This is a genomic window from Pseudomonas sp. PONIH3 (assembly GCF_002934345.1).
Classification (GTDB): domain Bacteria; phylum Pseudomonadota; class Gammaproteobacteria; order Pseudomonadales; family Pseudomonadaceae; genus Aquipseudomonas; species Aquipseudomonas soli.
Genome location: NZ_CP026386.1, coordinates 2,362,427 through 2,379,599, shown reverse-complemented (window position 1 = coordinate 2,379,599; position 17,173 = coordinate 2,362,427). Strand labels below are relative to the sequence as shown.

Here is a 17,173-nt window from a genome sequence, read left to right as displayed (position 1 = left end):
ACAGGCGGTGGGATCAGTATCCGAGCGCGGGGTCTACTTGGTTCAGGAGTGGTTCAGCACAGGCCAGACGCCGAGCGTTCTCGGCAACTTGCTGGGCGATACAGTCGTGGGAAGCGCATGAGGCCATGTGGGGTGTGACGACGATTCCCGGCGTGTTCCAGAGGCGGCTGTCCAATGGCAGCGGCTCTTTCTCGAACACATCGAGAAGCGCACCGCGCAGTCGGCCACTGTTGACGGAGTTGATCAGGTCATCCACCTGCAGGTGCTGCCCTCGTCCGCAGTTGATCACTGCCGCGTTTGGCGCCAAGGCTTCAAAGGTCTTCTGGCAGAGGATGCCGCGAGTGGCATCGGTCAATGGCAGCAGGTTGATCAACAGGTCGAGACCATCCAGGAACTGATCGAACTCCGCTGGGCCCGAGAATGTGCGCACGCCGCTCAGCTGCCTGGCACTCCTCGACCAACCTCGGACAGCATATCCAGCCTCGGCCAACTCGCCGGCAATAGCCCCTCCAAGGGAGCCGAGCCCCATGACGCCGATGCGGTATTCACCAGCGAGGCGTTGAGGATGACGTTGCCATACCTGTTGCTGCTGTTGGGCAAGTGCTCGGTCGAAGTCCCGGTGGTAGTGGATGACCGCCCAGCGAACATACTCCGCCATGCCTTGGCGGTGAGCTGGGTCTACGACTCTGCACACTGGCAATGCTGGCTGGCTCGGGTCGTTGGCCAGGTGATCAACACCTGCAGCCACCGAGTGGATCAGCTTCAGGTTGGGTAATGCGCTGAGGCTGCCTACGGGAGGGAACCAGCATGCGGCTACCTGTGCCTCCTGGGCTGCGGGATCGTTGGCAAGCACCACACGTAGCTGGGGAGCGCTGCGAGCGAAGGCAGACTGCAGTTGGCCCAGAAGTGCCTGGTCGGTTGAAAGCAGTACCAGCGGTTTCATGAGCAGTACGACTCGCGTTGGTGTTCGATCAAGGTCAGGGCGGCGTTCCAGCTCAGGCTGATGATTTGCGCTGACTCGTCGCGTTGGAACTGCGCGGCGGTGTGGCGGCAGACTTCTTCGTTGGGGTAGATGAGCTTGCTGCCGCCGGCCAATGCCTGTACTTGCGCCTGGCAGGCGCGCTCCAGGAAGTGAATCTCGTGGAAGGCCTCGGCAACACTGGAGCCGCCGGCCAGCAGGCCGTGGTTTCGCAGGATCATTGCTTTGTGCGTGCCGAGGTCGGCGATGAGGCGCTCGCGTTCATCCAGAGACAGGGCGATGCCTTCGTACTGGTGGTAGGCCAGCTTGCCGTAGAACTTCAGCGCATGCTGGCTGATCGGCAGCAACCCGTGTTCCTGAGCCGAGACGGCGATGCCGGCTGCGGTGTGGGTGTGGATCACGCAGTGCATGTCCGGGCGTGCCATGTGGATCGCCGAGTGGATCACGAAGCCAGCCGCGTTCACCCGGCGCTCGCCATTGGCCTGGTCGACCACATTGCCATGTTGGTCGATGCGTACCAGATCACTGGCGCGCATCCGGTCGAAGATCACGCCGTATTGGTTGATCAGGAAGTGATGCTCAGGCCCAGGAATACGCAGGGTAATGTGGGTGTCGATCAAATCGGTCATGCGGAAGTGCGCAACCATCCGGTACAGCGCGGCCAGTTCGCAGCGTGCCTGCCATTCGACATCGCTAATGTTGTGCGGCTTGCTCATGAAAACTCCTGATTTAACGAGCGATGGCGGGGGTGGGTTGCTGCTGCTCGCCACGCAGGCGAGAGAGGCCACAGACGCCGATCAAGGAAAGCGTGGAGAGCGCGGTGAAGAACACGGCGAGTGGCAGCCACTGGCCGGCGAAGCGGTCGGCCAGCAACGTGCCGATGATCGGCGTGCTGCCCCCGGCGATGGCGCAAATCAACTGGTAGGCGAGCGAGATACCGGAGTAGCGTAGGTGAGCGGGGAAGGCTTGGGTCATGTAGCCGGCGATCACCGCATACAGTGCCGAGAGCGTGACCACTGCCATGGCGATGCCGGCTGTCATCAACACCAGGTTCTGGGTGCCGACCAGCATGAACATGGGGTAGGGCACAGCCATGCACAGCAGGGCTACCAGCTTGAGGAAGCGGCCTTCGCCAATGCGTTCAGCCAGCAGCGCGGCCAGTGGCTGGGTCAAGAACTGCAGGATGGTCACCAGGAACAGGCAGTCGAGGATGGTTGCTCGAGGGATACCCTGGTAGGTGGTGACGTAGGTGATCATGAAGGTGTTGGTGAAGAAGAAACCGGCGGAGCCGATGGTCACCGCGAGAGCGGCAAACAGGATCTGCCTCCAGCAGTCACGTACCACTTCCAGCACCGGGTATTTGACGACCTCTTGCTTGGCCTTGGCGGCTTGGAATTCAGGGCTTTCCTCGACGCCGAAGCGGATAACCAGACCCACCAGCATCAGGACGCCACTGGCCAGGAACGGCAGACGCCAACCCCAGCTCAGGAACTCTTCGGGCTCCAAGGATGACACCAGGCGGAATGCGATCAGCGCGAGCAGCAGGCCAGCCGGGCTGCCGAGCTGAGCGAACGAGGCGTAGAACACTTTGCGTTTGGCCGGCGCATGCTCGCTGGCCATCAGGACGGCACCACCCCACTCACCACCTACGGAGATCCCCTGGACAATCCGCAGGGCAATCAGTCCGATGGGGGCCCAGATACCAGCAGTGGCGTAGCTGGGCAGCAGGCCAATGCCTGTGGTGGCCAGGCCCATCAGCACCATGGTGACCAGCAGCATTTTTTTGCGGCCCAGACGGTCGCCCAGATGGCCGAAGACCATGCCTGCCATCGGTCGGGCAATGAAGCCTACGGCGAAGGTGCCGAATGCCGCCAAGGTGCTGAGCAAGGGGTTGCTGCTCGGGAAGAACACCTGACCCAGTACGAGTGCAGCCGCCGTGGCGTAGATGTAGAAGTCGTAGAACTCGATGGTGGTGCCGACAAATGCGGCAGCCGCCGCACGACGCGGCTGGTTTGACGTATGCATGCAAGGCCCTTCTTAGAGTTATAGGCAGGTGGGCAGGTTTGGCTAAACCGGTCGCGCTCTGTTCGGCGCTTTCGAGATTTATCGCCTTGGGGCTATGATTAGTCAATTTGCTAATTCTTATCCGTCGTATTAGCAGCGCTACTAATGGGCCCGTAGATGAATCCGCCAACTTCAAGATCTGATGCTTTGGTCAACAAATGGGAAGGGCGTCGATTTCTGAACGACCGCCTGGACTGGAACCTGCTGCGTACCTACCTTGCGATTGGCCAAGAGGGCAGCATCAGCAGGGCTGCAGCGAGATTGCACGTAACCCAGTCAGCCGTGAGCCAGGCGCTCAGGCGTCTTGAAGATCAGCTCGGCTGTGCCCTCATTCTTCGCGGTGGCCCGCGTTTCGACCTGACAGCTGCCGGAGAGGAGGTGCTGCGTATCGCCATCGATATCTATGGCGACGTGTCACGCATCAGTGCGGCTGTTGAAAAAGAGAGCGATGAGGTCGTCGGGAAGGTGCGCATCCTGAGCGTCAGTCGCGTGCAGTCGCGGGTCTACGACGATTTTCTGGGGGATTTCCACGAGGCTCACCCGCGAGTTGAGCTGGAGATTGATGTCATGCGCAGTGCCGACATCATCAGTTCTCTGCTGCAGAAGACCGCCACGGCAGGTGTTGGCCTGTGTCGTATACCCCAGCCCAAGCTGGAGCAGCGCCTGTTGCTCAATCAGCGCTATGCGTTTTTCTGTGGTGTGCGACATCGGTTGTTCGGGCGCACCGATCTCAGCCTCGAGTCTCTGCGTGGGGAGAACTTTGTGAGCTTTGTAAGCGACCAGTTGGGCGGCAACCTTTCGCCGCTTGCGATGTTCCGCGATCAGCATGGTTTCACCGGGCGCATCGTTGCTTCCTCGCCGAGCGTCGAGGAAGTCCAGAGGCTGGTGTGTGCCGGCTACGGAGTGGGTTGCATGCCTGAGCACCTTCTCCATGAGGATCTGGAGAAAGGCTTGCTCTGGCGGCTGCCGCCATACGAAGGGATCGTCGATGTGGACTTGCACCTGCTCTGGAACAGGGAGCAGAGGATGACCATGGCGGAGACGGTGTTCTTGGAGAGCTTTCAGCATTGTCTCGCGCAGGCCTCGCTCGTTTGAGGGGCCCAAGTGAGACGACCGCAGCACTGGCTGCGGTCGTTACCTTTCGCTAGTCGGCGTTCAGCAATCGCTGCCGGGTCAGCACGCTGTTCAGCCGATCATCGTCCTTGAGCTCGACCTCGTTCAGCATGTCAGCAACGCTGGCACCTCCCTCAACTCGCTCCAGCCAGTACATCACGGCCTTCTTCATGAACCAGTGAGGCGTCCGGTCAAGCGAGCCTGCTGCTTCCCTGATGCGCTCCTTGGTCAGCGCGTCAAGTTTGATGCCTGTGGTCGAGCTCACGGGCGCCCCCTCACAACGCCGATACGGCTACAGGGCCGGATGCCTTCGCGCTGCGCTGATAGGCCAGCAGCAAGCCGATGTACCAGACAGGCATCACATACAGGGCGGTGCGGGTGTCTGCTTCAAGTGCCAGCAGGCACAGGACGAACATCAGGAACACCAGTGACGTCACCGCAGTGAGCTTGCCGCCGGGGAGCTTGAAGGTTGACCGCTGATGGGCTTCAGGGCTGCTGCGGCGGTAGGCGAGGTACGACAGCAAGATCAGTGACCAGGTTACGATCACCATGACCGCCGAGATGGTAGAGACCAGGGTGAAGACCGCCATGACGTCAGGGATCACGAACAGCAACGTCAGCGCGATAGTCATGCACAGGCCTGAGAACATCAGTGCCCGGATGGGAGTTCCAGAACCTGACAGACGTCCGAAGGACTGGGGAGCCTGCTTGTTGTGCGACAGGCCGTAGAGCATGCGAGAGCCGGAGTACACGCCGCTGTTGGCCGAGGAGGCTGCAGATGTCATCACTACGAAGTTGATCATCCCGGCAGCCGCTGGCAAGCCACCCAGCAGGAAGAGCTCGACGAAGGGGCTTCGGTTCGCAGGCACATGGGCCCAGGAGATCACGCTGATGATGCAAGCGAGTGCAGTGACGTAGAACAGCAAGATCCGCAGTGGGATGGTGTTAATGGCCTTGGGGAGCGTTTTTTCGGGGTTGTGGGCCTCAGCTGCAGCAGTGCCGATGAGCTCGGTGCCTACGAACGAGAAGATGGCGATCTGGAAGCCGGCCAGGAAGCCCAACACGCCGTGCGGCATCATCACGCCCGGCTCGACGAGATGGCTGAACGACGCGGTCACGCCACCAGGGGAGGTGTAGGAAGTAGCCACCATGTAGAGGCCGGTGAGCACGAGGGCTACGATGGCGATGATCTTGATCAGGCCGAACCAGAACTCCACCTCACCGAAGGCCTTCACGGCGAGCATGTTGAGCGCCACGAGCAGGAACATTGCGCCGAATGCCGGGATCCACGTCGGGAGGTCTGGATACCAGTATTGGAGGAACCCTGCGACCACCACCACGTCACCGACTGCTGTGACCACCCAGCTCAGCCAGTATGACCAGGCTAGGATGAACCCGGCGCGTGGGCCCAGGTGGTGATGGACGAGCTCTGCGAACGAGCCCATTTCAAGGTTGGCGAGGAGCATCTCGCCCATTGCTCGCATGATGCAGAAGACGAAGAATCCGATGATCGCGTAGACCAGGATGATTGACGATCCGGAGAGGGCGATCATCTTCCCGGAACCCATGAATAGGCCTGTGCCGATGGCGCCGCTGATGGCAATTAGCTGGATGTGTCTATTTTCCAGTCGTCGCTTAAGTGTTCGACCGTCGCCATGTATCGCGTCTTGCGAGTTGCACGATTGATGCATAATTGACCTCTTATTCTTTTTTTGTAAAAACCTATCCCACCCCTCCTTACGGAAGGTGATTTATGTGCACGTAGGCACCTCATAAAGTGGAGGGGCTGGTTATTACGCAGACGAGAACAGTAATCCCGCAAGAAGAATCTGACCAAGTTGTCAGATAATTAGATTTCAGTAGCGTTGTATGGTTATTTTTCTTGCCGGCATCCGCCTTGATGGCCTGGAAGTGCCCATTCTGCCAGCCATAGTTGCCAACAGGAACGCTACAAAATGTCAGCCCTAGAGGCCTAGTTTAGCATTCTGCATAGCCTGCTGAGCATTCTGTTCAGCTGCACAGCCATGGTGCAAAAGCCTGCTTTCTCCCTACATTTTGAACGTCGACAGCAGGATGCTGGTTTCGGTGTTTTCGATGTGGGGGATGGATCGAATGGTGTTCAGCGCCTTGTCAAACGCTTCGAGTGTTTCGGCTCGGAGCTCCGCCATCAGATCCCAGCGGCCATTGGTTGTATGGATGGCAACCACGTTGGGATGCCCGCGTAGCGCGTGTTTGACCTCTGCAGCGTGGTGTCCACTGATACCGATACTTGTGATTGCCCTGACCCCTCGCTCGATGGCGTCTGACTGTAGGCGGATCGTGTAGCCCATGATGATGCCGCTCTCTTCCAGCTTGGTGAGGCGGTTTTGAACGGTAGCCCGAGCGACCTTGAGCTTTTTGGCCAGGGTCATGATTGGGGTTCGAGCGTTGTCTCGTAGGAGGGCGATGAGCTCTCGATCAATGCTGTCCATGATGCTGCGCTATCCATACTGCTAGATTGGGTGAGCAAAGTGTCCAGAAAACTGATAAATCTGGCAACCTGTATGCTTCAATTTGTACCACTATTTCATCAGAATTTCGGAGGTGGCAAAAAAATATACTTGGCGCTCGCTGTGCACTGTCTGGAAGCGGGCGCACTCATAAGGTGCATAACAATGACGCATTTCATCGACGTTCCAACTATGTCTGATCTGGTTCATGACATTGGAGTAGTCCAGTTTCTGGGGGAGCTTTCTGAGGTTATCCGCGACGACTTCAAGCGTTGGCCGGACTTCGATAAATCCGCCCGTGTCGCGAGTCATTCTGATGTTGGGGTGATCGAGTTAATGCCTGTGGCTGATAACAGTCAGTATGCGTTCAAATATGTAAATGGCCATCCATCCAATACGTTTAAAGATCTTCATACAGTCATGGCGTTCGGGGTTTTGGCCGATGTCGACACTGGTTATCCAGTCCTGCTGTCCGAGCTGACAATTGCGACGGCTCTGCGTACCGCCGCGACCTCGCTGATGGCGGCGAAAGCACTCGCCCGTCCGGACTCTCGCAAGATGGCGTTGATCGGGAATGGCGCCCAGAGTGAGTTCCAGGCCTTGGCTTTCCATAAGCATCTCGGCATCCAGGAGATCGTGGCCTTTGACACCGACCCTATTGCCACCGCGAAGCTGATCCGAAACCTGCAGGAATACCCAGAGCTCAAAATCACGCGTGCCCAGAGTGTCGCCGAAGCAGTACGGGGTGCGGACATCGTCACAACCGTGACTGCCGACAAGGCCTACGCAACCATCATCACACCGGAGATGCTTGAGCCGGGCATGCACCTGAACGCTGTCGGTGGTGACTGCCCCGGTAAGACCGAGCTTCACGCTGATGTCTTGCGCAAGGCCAGGGTCTTCGTGGAGTACGAGCCTCAGACCCGTATCGAAGGCGACATCCAGCAGCTTGAAGCAGACTCGCCTGTCGTTGACCTCTGGCGAGTGCTGACGGGCGAACAGGAAGGGCGCCAAAGCGCTGAGCAAGTGACGGTGTTCGACTCCGTGGGCTTCGCTCTCGAGGACTACTCGGTACTGCGCTACGTACTGCAGCAGGCTGAGAAGCGTGGTGCTGGGACGAAGATCGATCTGGTGCCATGGGTTGAGGATGATCCCAAGGATCTGTTCAGCCATACCCGTGACCGCGCTGCCAAGAAACGCATCCGACGCGTTGCATAACTCCAAGATCAGACACACATCGGAATTTCGAGATGGCATTTCCTACGCGTTCTATTCAAGCACCTGCGGCAGTGGTGATGGTCAGGCCACATGCTTTCACCCCCAACCCGGAAACGGCAGCAGATAACTCATTCCAGAGCACCAATACTGATATCGCCGCTCAAGCGCTCTCCGAGATTGCTCGGGACGAAGTCACGCAGGCTGCTGGCCGGCTTGAAGCTGAGGGTGTCCGGGTTCACCTGTTTGATGACTTTGGCGAGAACAACACCCCTGACTCCGTCTTCCCCAACAACTGGTTCTCGACCCATCCAGGCGGGCATGTGGCGATTTACTCCATGTACTCCCCGAATCGTCGAAGGGAAAGACGAGTGGACGTCATTGAGATGCTCAAGCAGGAGTACCGGGTTCAAGATGTGATCGACTACTCGGGGCTGGAGCAGGATGAACTGTTCCTCGAAGGCACTGGGGCCATGGTGTTCGATCACATGTCCAGGGTCGCTTACACGGCACGTTCAAATCGGGCCGACCCGATTGCCTTGGAGCGCTTCAGCACCCACTTCAACTTCGAGCCGATGGTGTTCGATACAGCGGACGAGAAGGGGGCGCCGATTTACCACACCAACGTGCTGATGTGCGTGGCGACCGAGTTTGCATTGGTGGGCTTCGGCACGTTCACGAACAAGGCCCGAGCCGAGGAGGTGCGCATGCGATTGATGGAGTCGGGTCGGGATGTCATCGACCTGACCAACCAGCAAATCAATGAGTTTGCCGGCAACGCCATTGAGCTCTCCGGGCGGGACGGGCGCATCTTGGCTCTTTCGCGCAGGGCTCATAACAGCCTCACCGCAGAGCAACGGGAGCGTATTGATCGCTCGGCCAGGCTGGTGCCGCTGGATGTTCCCACCATCGAGATGGCCGGTGGCTCAGTTCGCTGCATGATCGCCGGCATCCATCTTTCGCCCCGAGCATAAAAAAAGCTGCCCGGTGAGCGTCATGAGACGCCGCACTGGGCAGCTGTTGGATGTGGTTTAGGCGAAGGATTCCATGAGTACCTGCACCAATTCGCCACCTTCTGGAGCCGGCCAGCTCGGCAATGACTTGGTTGGTACTGGTCAGCGTGGCGCCTGCCTTGTCCATGCGGCGGATCGCGATATCGTCAGCCATCACGGTTGGGGAAGCACCGGCATCAGCGACTACCTGAACTTCTTGCCCCTGAGCCAGCAAGGTCAACACTGGATATACGGTGCAGACGTCGTTGGTGACGCCGGCCACGATGAACTTTGTGCGGCCAGTGGCTTTAACGGCAGCAGCAAAGTTCTCATCATCCATTGCGTTGACAATACCCAGACGTTTTACACGCTTAAAGGCATTGGAGGACGTACTATCTTCCCGGTTGCAGGCGCAGTTTCGTCTCTGGCTGAACCCCCGCAGTGGTTGGCGAATCGAATATGCATTCAGTCACTAGCCTCGACCTTCTGATCGTTCCTATAAATAGGCGACTGACGGGCGTCCATCGCTACCCTGAGGACTGTTCCATGGATGACATCACCTTGGCATTTCTGGCCTTCAGCGTTGACCATCCGGAATCGGTAGAGAAGATACAAGCGCTTACGGAGGCAAATGCCTTGGAGGCCGGTGAATCCTTGGCGGCGCTGCGAGATACCATGATTTCGCAGATTCTGGAGGCAGAGGCTAAGAAACGTAGTATTTCACTGAAGGCACTGATACTAGAGTTCACCGGCCAATCGAGCCAAGTGGCAGAGGAACCTGACACGGTTCCAGGCCTAGAAAAGTACAATCAGATGCGCGACTTCGGTGCCTCGCCTGAGCCCTCCGGTTCATCCAGGGCCACGAAGCGAAGCAAACATTCCGAACCACAAGCCCTGCAGTTTTGCGTGCAAAAGCACGACGCCACAAGGCTCCACTACGATTTCCGCCTCGAGCTCAACGGCACGCTCAAGAGCTGGGCCATACCGAAAGGCCCATGCTTCGATCCAAAGGTGAAGCGGCTGTCGGTGCATGTCGAAGACCATCCGCTCGACTACGCCACCTTTGAAGGAACGATTCCCAAAGGGCACTACGGTGCCGGCGAGGTGATCGTCTGGGATCGCGGTATCTGGATCCCTCAAGGTGATCCGGACGAGGCCTACCGCAAAGGCCGACTCAAGTTCGAACTGCAGGGTGAGAAGCTGTCAGGCCTGTGGAATCTGGTTCGAACCAATATCGAAGGCAAGCAGGAGCAGTGGTTTCTCATCAAACATCAGGACGAGTCGGCCAGACCGCTCGCTGATTACGATGTCGTGTCGGAGCAGCCGAACAGCGTGCTCAGCGACCGAACCGTCATTCACAAGAAACGAGGCAAGCCTAAATCCTCCACTCCGAGTGAGTCACCAGATAAAGCCGAGCCGCTCCGAACGGCTCATGCAGTACCGGCAGACCTCCCAGAGAAGCTAGCACCGCAGTTGGCCACGCTCGTCGAGTCGAGTCCGCAGGGCAGTGAGTGGCGCTTCGAAATCAAGTTCGATGGCTATCGCATGCTCTGCCGAGTCGAGGGTGACGAAGTGCGCCTGTTCACTCGAAATGGACATGACTGGACTGACAAGCTGCCGAAGCAGGCCGCAGCTATCAAGGAGCTGGGTTTGGAGAGTGCCTGGTTGGATGGCGAAATCGTCGTCCCTAACGCTGAAGGTGTCCCCGATTTTCAGTTGCTGCAAAACGCGTTCGACGCGGGCAAGAGCCAGGGCATCATCTACTACCTGTTTGACCTTCCGTACCTCAACGGCGCCGACCTGCGCCTGGTGCCTGTTGAGCAGCGGCGAGCCGCTCTCAAACAGGTGATGGAAAGCAACGAACATCCCTTGCTTCGGTTCTCGGACGACTTCACCGAAGACGTGGAGGCGCTCATGAACAGTGCGTGCCAAATGAAAATGGAGGGCCTGATTGGGAAGCGCTCCGGGAGTCCTTACGTATCAAGGCGCAGCGATTCGTGGATCAAGCTCAAGTGCAAGCATCGCCAGGAATTCGTGATCGTTGGCTTCACCGATCCGAAAGGTGCTCGCAGCGGCTTCGGGGCATTGGTGCTTGCTCTCACCGATAAGGACAGTGGAGAGCTTCGTTACGCTGGGAAGGTGGGCACTGGGTTCACCGAGTCGACGCTTGCCACCATCCTGCAAAAGCTACAGCCCCTGGAACAGAAAAAAGTGCCCGTGGTGAATCCGCCAAAGGGCGTCGACGCCAGGGGTATCCACTGGTTGAAGCCTGAGCTGTTAGCTGAGGTCATGTTCGCTGAGATCACCTCGGATGGTGTTGTGCGACATGCCGTCTTCCATGGCATCCGCACTGACAAGCCCGCTAAGGACATCACGGAAGAGAAGCCGGCGCCCGCGCCGAAAAAAGCGACATCCGCCAAAGCTGAGGCGACCAAACCAACAAGCAGTAAGGTTAGGATCACGCACCCCGAGCGCGTCATCGATCCCAGCAGCGGCCTCACAAAGCGTGATCTGGCCGAATACTATGCCCAGGTCTCACCTTGGCTCTTGCCGCACCTGAAAGATCGTCCCATTGCGCTCGTGCGAGCGCCTGAAGGCATCACGGGTGAGCTGTTCTTCCAGAAGAATGCTGATCGCCTAGCGATACCCAACATCACGACCGTGCCGAAGGCCGAAGCAGGCAAAGCCGGCATGGTGATCAACAGCGTCGAAGCTCTGGTCGGGGCGGTGCAGATGAGCACCATTGAGCTGCACTCCTGGAACGGCACAACCGCTCGCATTGATCAGCCTGATCGCTTCGTCCTCGATCTCGACCCAGATCCTGCTTTGCCTTGGAAGGCGATGGTCGAGGCCACACAACTCACCCTGGTGGTGCTGGATGAACTAGGCCTGCAGTCCTTCCTGAAGACCAGCGGAGGGAAGGGTATCCACATCATGGTGCCGCTTACTCCGAAGGCTTCATGGGAAGAGGTGAAGTCGTTCAGCCAGGCGGTGGTGAAGTACATCGCCAAGCTCATCCCTGATCGGTTTTCGGCTGTGCTTGGCCCGAAGAACCGCATCGGCAAAATCTTCATCGACTATTTGCGAAACGCTAAAGGCGCTACGACGGTCAATGTCTATGCGGCCAGGGCTCGTGAAGGGCTACCTGTATCTGTCCCGATTTACCGAGAGGAGGTCGCCGAGCTCAAGTCCGCAGCGAGGTGGAACATCACCAACCTCCAGGAGCGTCTGGATGAGCTCGGCGGTGATGATCCTTGGGCGGAACTGGCCAGTACGAAGCAGCTCATCACGTCAGAGATGAGACAGCGGATCGGCATGAAACAGAAGGAGTAGAACGATGGACAACTACCACGTAAGCCCTACAGCAGAAGGTTGGGAGCTCAAGAAGGCTGGAGCTGAACGGGCCTCAAAACGCAGCTCCACCAAGCAGGAGCTGGTGGCCTCACTTTCTGAATTTTTCCAAGGGAAAACGGCGTCGGTAAAAATCCACAAGGCCGACGGCACCATCGAGGAGGAGCGTACCTACCCCCGCTCAGATGACCCGCGTCGTAGCAAAGGTTGATGGACGTAACTGCCAGTGACATCGGCATAGAGGTCGCGGATGACCTTGGCCTGTTCAGATGGTTGCTGGCCAGTTTCCTCATAGGCAAGCCCATCCGCTCAACCGTGGCTGTAAAGGCGTACCGAATCCTCGTCCATGAGCAGGGGCTGGATACGCCGCAAAAGCTTGTCCAAACCTCTCATTCGGCACTTGTCAGGCTACTCGGTCAGGCCGGGTACAGACGATACGATGAATCCACGGCCCGACGGTTACATGCCCTTGCCAACAAGGTTGAGGTGGAACTGGCTGCCCAACTTGAGGCACTGCCGGGAGCCACAGGCATTGAGGGTTTTAAACGCTGGCTAATGGAGTTTGAAGGTATAGGCCCTAAGACGGTGGAGATATTCCTGCGCGAAGGTCGGGCCCATTTGAAGACGTTGGTAGGCCGCTGAGCAGAGGGTGGCCTATAGCCCCCATCGACGTGCGGACACATGAGTGAAACACTCGGTGATTGGATTATGGACTGGAGTAGCTGATGAGGCTCGACATCAAGGGTTTGTCGCTGTCAGGGAAGACAGTGATCGTCATAGAAGACGATCCGACGCTTCGAACCTTGCTGGTGGAAATTCTTAGCGAATTGGGCGCCGCCTGCGCTGCATTCGATAACGCCGAAGATGCCTTGATCAGCATGTTGAGCCTTAAAGATGAATGCTCGCTGATCGTTGTGGATCACGGCGTACCTGGAAGCATTCAGGGAATGGAATTCATCTCCATGGCCCATGAGAGGTGGCCTGGGCTGCCAGCGATTCTGACCTCGGGCCATCAACTGGACGCGTCGCAGGTGACCCCGCCTGTGATCTACCTGTTCAAGCCATGGTCGATTGATCAGCTAGCAGACGCAATATGTAAGGCACTCAGCACTGCTTCCGTAGGCACGGGCGAGTGAGTGATTAGGCATCTGCGCCCCCATGGTTTGCTTAAGCCTCTATGGCGGGCAGGGTTACGAGCTTGTTAATCAGCGAGGCCAGATCGGTAATCCCCCACGGTTTGGGCAGGAATGCCGCCCTCACCGGAAGTAAGTGGGTATCGATGATTGCGTGTCCTGACGTCAAAATCACGGGTAGGGTAGGCCACCTGCGCCAAATTACGTGCGCCAGGCCTAATCCGTCCATGCGGCCAGGCATGTGGATATCGGTCATTACCAATGCAGGGGTTTCTTCATGCGAAAGGTGGTGAAGCGCCTCGTCAGCATTTGCCGTGGACGTAACGGTTACCGCGTAAAGTGACGAGAGGCTCTCTGCGGTGAGATCTCTGAGTAGCTCGTCGTCTTCCACGATCAAAATGGTTTTGGTCATGCGTCGTTAGCTCGCTTCTGGTATGCGTTAGGGCCTCCCGGCCATTTGATGTTGCTCCGAAGCGATGAGTGGTGGGCCAAGCGTCGCATGGCATTAGCGGCTATCGTAGGAGGGCGTCAAGCGAACCGCCTTCACGCTCTGCCCGGTTTTCGGGGCGTATACCGTCAATCTGAAGGGAAGACTATGCAGCAGCTGCCAGCTGACGAAACCATACGAGCGGCCTTGAAGAAGACCCACATTCGCCTGCACCGCCAACATGAACTGGTGGTGGAGTTCGGCGTGATGTCCTTGAAAGTGACTGACCTGGATGTGTTGTTGACCCATGCCTGTGAAGTCGTCGCTGAAGGGATGAGCACTCGCTTCGCCAAGGTGCTGCAGCCGGCTGAGGAGGGGGAAGGCTTCATCTTGTCACACGGTGTGGGCTGGGACGCTTCTGACATCGGTCAGGCTACCGTGGGTGCCGATGAAGCAAGCCCGGCAGGCTATGCATTGGCAACCTACAGGCCAGTGCTCTCGAACCATCTGGGCATGGAGCACCGGTTCCGAACACCGGAGTTGCTGAAGAAATACGGAATCGAAAGGGCTATCAACGTCCCGATCCGGGGCGTACTTAGCCCCTTTGGCGTTCTCGAAGCCGATAGCAGTGACGGGGACGATTTTGTAGAGAGCGATCTCGTATTTTTGGAGGGTATCTCGAACGTCATTTCCATGGCCCTTGAGCGAATATCTGCGGGAGCAGATATCCCTCTTCCCGATCCGTATTCGGAAACACTTCTGAACGCTAGTCCCGACTGGGTCGAGATCCTGACTTCAAGTGGCGAGATCGAGTTCATGAACGAAACCGGGCTACTCTTCCTGGCTACCCAGCTGGCGGATGTAAAAGGCCAGAGGTGGCAAGACTTGTGGCCCGAGGAGTCTCGCTCACTTGTTTGCGAGGCTATGGGAAAGGTCAGCAGCGGGGAAACCGCTCGATTCGAGGCCTATTGTTAATGGCCAATTAAACTGACCCACCTCTGGCCAACAATTTTGACCCACCCATAGTGGCATTGGCCACCGACCATGTAGCGTCACCCGCCTTATGCACAGGCCGGGGACAGATCATTGAAGGAGTGGGTTGTGATTCACAAGATCAAGGGGTTGTATGACCAGGGCCGAGGCCTGTCGGTCCGTGCCATCAGTCGTGAGCTGGGGATTTCCCGGAACACCGTACGCAAGTATCTCCACCTGGATGAGATGCAGATCAGCGCTACCATTGCTGACCCTTCACGCACCAAGGTGCTCGACGAGCACCGCGATTATCTGATTAATCAGTTGGGTCAGTTTCCAGCCCTGAGCGCAGTCAAGCTGGCCCGTCGCCTGAGGGAGCGCACCACCGAGCTGGCGGTGTCAGACCGGAGCATTCGCCGCTATGTGCAAGCGCTCAAGCAGCAGGTTGCCAGTGGCCAGTTGCGCTATTACGAGCCGGTCGTTGAGTCAGTGCCTGGCGTGCAGTGTCAGGTCGACCCCGGTGAGCTGCGAGGCGTCATGATTGGCGGCCTGGAGCGTGTCGTTCATTTTGTGGTGTTTGTGCTGTCCTGTTCACGGCTGATGTATGTCGGTCTGAACTTCCGGCCGCTGGATACCGAACGGTTTATCCAGATGCACGACGAGGCCTTCCGCTACTTCGGCGGCGTCACCGAGGAGTGCATCTACGATCAGACCAAGATGGTGGTGATCAACGAGCAGTACCGTGAGCTGACGCTGAACCAGCGCTTCCACCAGTATGCGACTACCGTCGGGTACCGCATCCATGCCTGCGAGGGCTATGACCCGGAGAGCAAGGGCAAGGTGGAGGCCGGGGTCAAGTACGTCAAGCGTGACTGCTTCTACGGCGAGCACTTCCAGGACGAGGCCGCCGTCCGACAGCACCTGAATGATTGGCTCGAGACTGTCGCCAACGCACGCGTGCACGGCACGACGGGGCAGCATCCAAGAGCGCATTTCGAGGCACTGGAGCGTAGTCAGCTCAAGCCCTATCTCGTCCCGCAGAACCTGCTGCACGTGGCGCCGACAAGGGAGACCCGCAAGGTCGACAAGACCGGCTTGATCTCATGGCAGGCCAACAAGTACTCGGTACCCATGGCCTGGCAGCAAGCCCGTGTCGGTGTCAGCGCACAGGACAACCAGTTGCTGATCCATGACCTGGAGAGCGGTGAACTCATAGCCACCCATGACCTGTGCAAGGCCAAGGGCCGGATGATCAAGAACAACAACCATTACCGAGACCATGCCCAGCGCATTACCGACCTGGAGCGCGGCATCGACTCGATCCTGCCCGATGCCCTTGGGGCAACCCTGTGCCAACTGCTCAAGCGTACTTCGCCGCGTATCTACAAGGATCAGCTGGTTGCTGCACGCGACCTGCTCATGGCCCATGCGCCGGTTGATACGGCGTTGCTCGGCGAGTTGTGCGAGCGCAGTGAACTGACCGCCACCGGGCTCAAGCGCTACCTCGAAGCATGGCAGCAAGCCAAGGCGCGGGGCCGGATCATCGGCGACCATGACTATGCGCCAGAGGCCGGTAGCCAGGTTAGTCACGCCGACCTGAACGCTTATGCCCGCATTGGCCAGTCGACTGGCCACGGGGTGACCCAATGAGCCTGCTCGACAGCACTATCGCGCAGTACCGAAGCCTGCGCCTCAGCGCGACCGCGGGTGAGCTGGCCACCCTGCTGGCCAGAGCCGAAGCCAATGAACTGTCCTACCTGAGCTTCGCCCAGTCACTGGTCGAGCATGAGCTTAACGCCCGCTCCAGTAGCCGCGTAAGCCGCAACCTCAAGCAGGCGCAGTTCCCCTCGGAGAAGCATCTGGAGGCCTTCGATTACCGGCACCAGACCACCATCACCAAGCGCCAGGTCAGCACCTTGCTGGACTTCAGCTTTATCGACAACCGCGACAACCTGGTGTTCATCGGACCACCGGGTGTGGGCAAGACCCACTTGGCCATTGGGATTGGCCACAAGGCGGTTCAGGCGGGCTACAAGGTGCTGTTCCGCACGGCTCTGGCGTTGGTCGAGGATCTGGAGCTGGCGGAAATGAAGGGCGAGCTGAAGAAGCGCCTTAATCAGCTGAGCAAATACGACGTGCTGATCATCGATGAGCTGGGCTACCTGCCGATGACGCGCCAAGCCCGGTACAACCTGTTCCAGTTAATCAACAACCTGTACGAGTACCGCTCGGTCATCCTGACCACCAACAAGGACTTCACCAGCTGGGGCGAGTTCTTCCATGACGACAACGTGGCCGTGCCCATCATCGACCGCGTGATCCACCATTCACACATCTTTATGCTGGGAGGTGAGAGCTATCGTTTGAAGCAGAAAACCGGCGGTTAGCGGTGAGCAAGTGGGTCAATTCTATTGGCCAAAAGTGGGTCAAAATTAATG

General features: G+C 58.1%; 16 protein-coding genes and 2 pseudogenes. 10 read left to right on the top strand and 8 right to left on the bottom strand.

Annotation, left to right across the window (positions count from 1 at the left end):
• Window positions 1-13: 13 nt before the first annotated feature.
• Genes C3F42_RS11035 through C3F42_RS11025 form a run of 3 tightly spaced genes read right to left on the bottom strand, consistent with a single transcriptional unit; the run spans window position 14 to window position 3,004 of the window.
• Window positions 14-943 (bottom strand): glyoxylate/hydroxypyruvate reductase A, encoded by a 930-nt coding sequence (locus C3F42_RS11035; protein ID WP_059394598.1) that lies wholly within the window; start codon window positions 941-943, stop codon window positions 14-16.
• A complete protein-coding gene (locus C3F42_RS11030) occupies window positions 940-1,695 on the bottom strand; it encodes a class II aldolase/adducin family protein (RefSeq protein WP_059394597.1) in 756 nt (251 codons plus the stop codon). Before C3F42_RS11030 ends, C3F42_RS11035 begins: the two co-directional genes overlap by 4 nt.
• A gap of 13 nt (window positions 1,696-1,708) precedes the next feature.
• Window positions 1,709-3,004 (bottom strand): MFS transporter, encoded by a 1,296-nt coding sequence (locus C3F42_RS11025; protein ID WP_104444431.1) that lies wholly within the window; start codon window positions 3,002-3,004, stop codon window positions 1,709-1,711.
• Between the two features lie 156 nt (window positions 3,005-3,160).
• Between C3F42_RS11025 and C3F42_RS11020 the strand changes: the two genes are divergently transcribed.
• Window positions 3,161-4,138, top strand: a complete 978-nt coding sequence (locus C3F42_RS11020; RefSeq protein ID WP_059394595.1) for a LysR family transcriptional regulator — start codon at window positions 3,161-3,163, stop codon at window positions 4,136-4,138.
• A 49-nt stretch (window positions 4,139-4,187) separates the two neighbouring features.
• Here C3F42_RS11020 and C3F42_RS11015 read toward each other — a convergent pair whose 3' ends face one another.
• The 3 genes from C3F42_RS11015 to C3F42_RS11005 form a co-directional block, all read right to left on the bottom strand.
• Complete coding sequence (locus C3F42_RS11015) at window positions 4,188-4,421, bottom strand: hypothetical protein (protein WP_059394594.1); 234 nt, start codon at window positions 4,419-4,421, stop codon at window positions 4,188-4,190.
• 10 nt (window positions 4,422-4,431) lie between these two features.
• On the bottom strand, window positions 4,432-5,847 hold the full coding sequence (locus C3F42_RS11010) for an amino acid permease (RefSeq protein ID WP_104444430.1): 1,416 nt from the start codon (window positions 5,845-5,847) through the stop codon (window positions 4,432-4,434).
• A gap of 357 nt (window positions 5,848-6,204) precedes the next feature.
• On the bottom strand, window positions 6,205-6,627 hold the full coding sequence (locus C3F42_RS11005) for an Lrp/AsnC family transcriptional regulator (RefSeq protein WP_058603583.1): 423 nt from the start codon (window positions 6,625-6,627) through the stop codon (window positions 6,205-6,207).
• Between the two features lie 183 nt (window positions 6,628-6,810).
• On the opposite strand from C3F42_RS11005, the gene C3F42_RS11000 reads away from it, so the two are divergent.
• Together C3F42_RS11000 and ctlX are read left to right on the top strand one after the other, a co-directional pair.
• Entirely contained in the window at window positions 6,811-7,863 is a 1,053-nt protein-coding gene (locus C3F42_RS11000; protein ID WP_059394592.1) for an ornithine cyclodeaminase, read from the top strand.
• Between the two features lie 32 nt (window positions 7,864-7,895).
• Window positions 7,896-8,834 carry a citrulline utilization hydrolase CtlX gene (gene ctlX, locus C3F42_RS10995; protein ID WP_058603585.1) on the top strand — a complete coding sequence of 313 codons (939 nt, stop codon included), beginning with the start codon at window positions 7,896-7,898 and terminating at the stop codon, window positions 8,832-8,834.
• Window positions 8,835-8,891: 57 nt separating this feature from the next.
• Here the strand turns inward: ctlX and C3F42_RS10990 are convergent.
• Window positions 8,892-9,222 (bottom strand): annotated as a pseudogene (locus C3F42_RS10990) (isochorismatase family protein); the annotation flags it as partial.
• A gap of 176 nt (window positions 9,223-9,398) precedes the next feature.
• On the opposite strand from C3F42_RS10990, the gene ligD reads away from it, so the two are divergent.
• From ligD to C3F42_RS10970, 4 genes are all read left to right on the top strand, one after another.
• Window positions 9,399-12,185 carry a DNA ligase D gene (gene ligD / locus C3F42_RS10985; protein ID WP_104444429.1) on the top strand — a complete coding sequence of 929 codons (2,787 nt, stop codon included), beginning with the start codon at window positions 9,399-9,401 and terminating at the stop codon, window positions 12,183-12,185.
• Window positions 12,186-12,189: 4 nt separating this feature from the next.
• Entirely contained in the window at window positions 12,190-12,414 is a 225-nt protein-coding gene (locus C3F42_RS10980) for a DUF2188 domain-containing protein (RefSeq protein WP_059394590.1), read from the top strand.
• On the top strand, window positions 12,411-12,845 hold the full coding sequence (locus tag C3F42_RS10975; RefSeq protein ID WP_080889160.1) for a DNA methylase: 435 nt from the start codon (window positions 12,411-12,413) through the stop codon (window positions 12,843-12,845). Before C3F42_RS10980 ends, C3F42_RS10975 begins: the two co-directional genes overlap by 4 nt.
• An 83-nt stretch (window positions 12,846-12,928) precedes the next feature.
• Window positions 12,929-13,339 (top strand): response regulator, encoded by a 411-nt coding sequence (locus C3F42_RS10970; protein ID WP_104444428.1) that lies wholly within the window; start codon window positions 12,929-12,931, stop codon window positions 13,337-13,339.
• 31 nt (window positions 13,340-13,370) lie between these two features.
• On the opposite strand, the gene C3F42_RS10965 is transcribed toward C3F42_RS10970, so the two are convergent.
• A complete protein-coding gene (locus C3F42_RS10965; protein ID WP_059394587.1) occupies window positions 13,371-13,748 on the bottom strand; it encodes a response regulator in 378 nt (125 codons plus the stop codon).
• A gap of 183 nt (window positions 13,749-13,931) precedes the next feature.
• Between C3F42_RS10965 and C3F42_RS10960 the strand changes: the two are divergent.
• From C3F42_RS10960 to istB, 3 genes and pseudogenes are all read left to right on the top strand, one after another.
• Window positions 13,932-14,735: pseudogene (locus C3F42_RS10960) on the top strand (GAF domain-containing protein); the annotation flags it as partial.
• 129 nt (window positions 14,736-14,864) lie between these two features.
• Window positions 14,865-16,385, top strand: a complete 1,521-nt coding sequence (istA, locus tag C3F42_RS10955) for an IS21 family transposase (RefSeq protein ID WP_081273177.1) — start codon at window positions 14,865-14,867, stop codon at window positions 16,383-16,385.
• Complete coding sequence (gene istB / locus C3F42_RS10950) at window positions 16,382-17,122, top strand: IS21-like element helper ATPase IstB (RefSeq protein ID WP_064491510.1); 741 nt, start codon at window positions 16,382-16,384, stop codon at window positions 17,120-17,122. Before istA ends, istB begins: the two co-directional genes overlap by 4 nt.
• Window positions 17,123-17,173 lie beyond the last annotated feature (51 nt).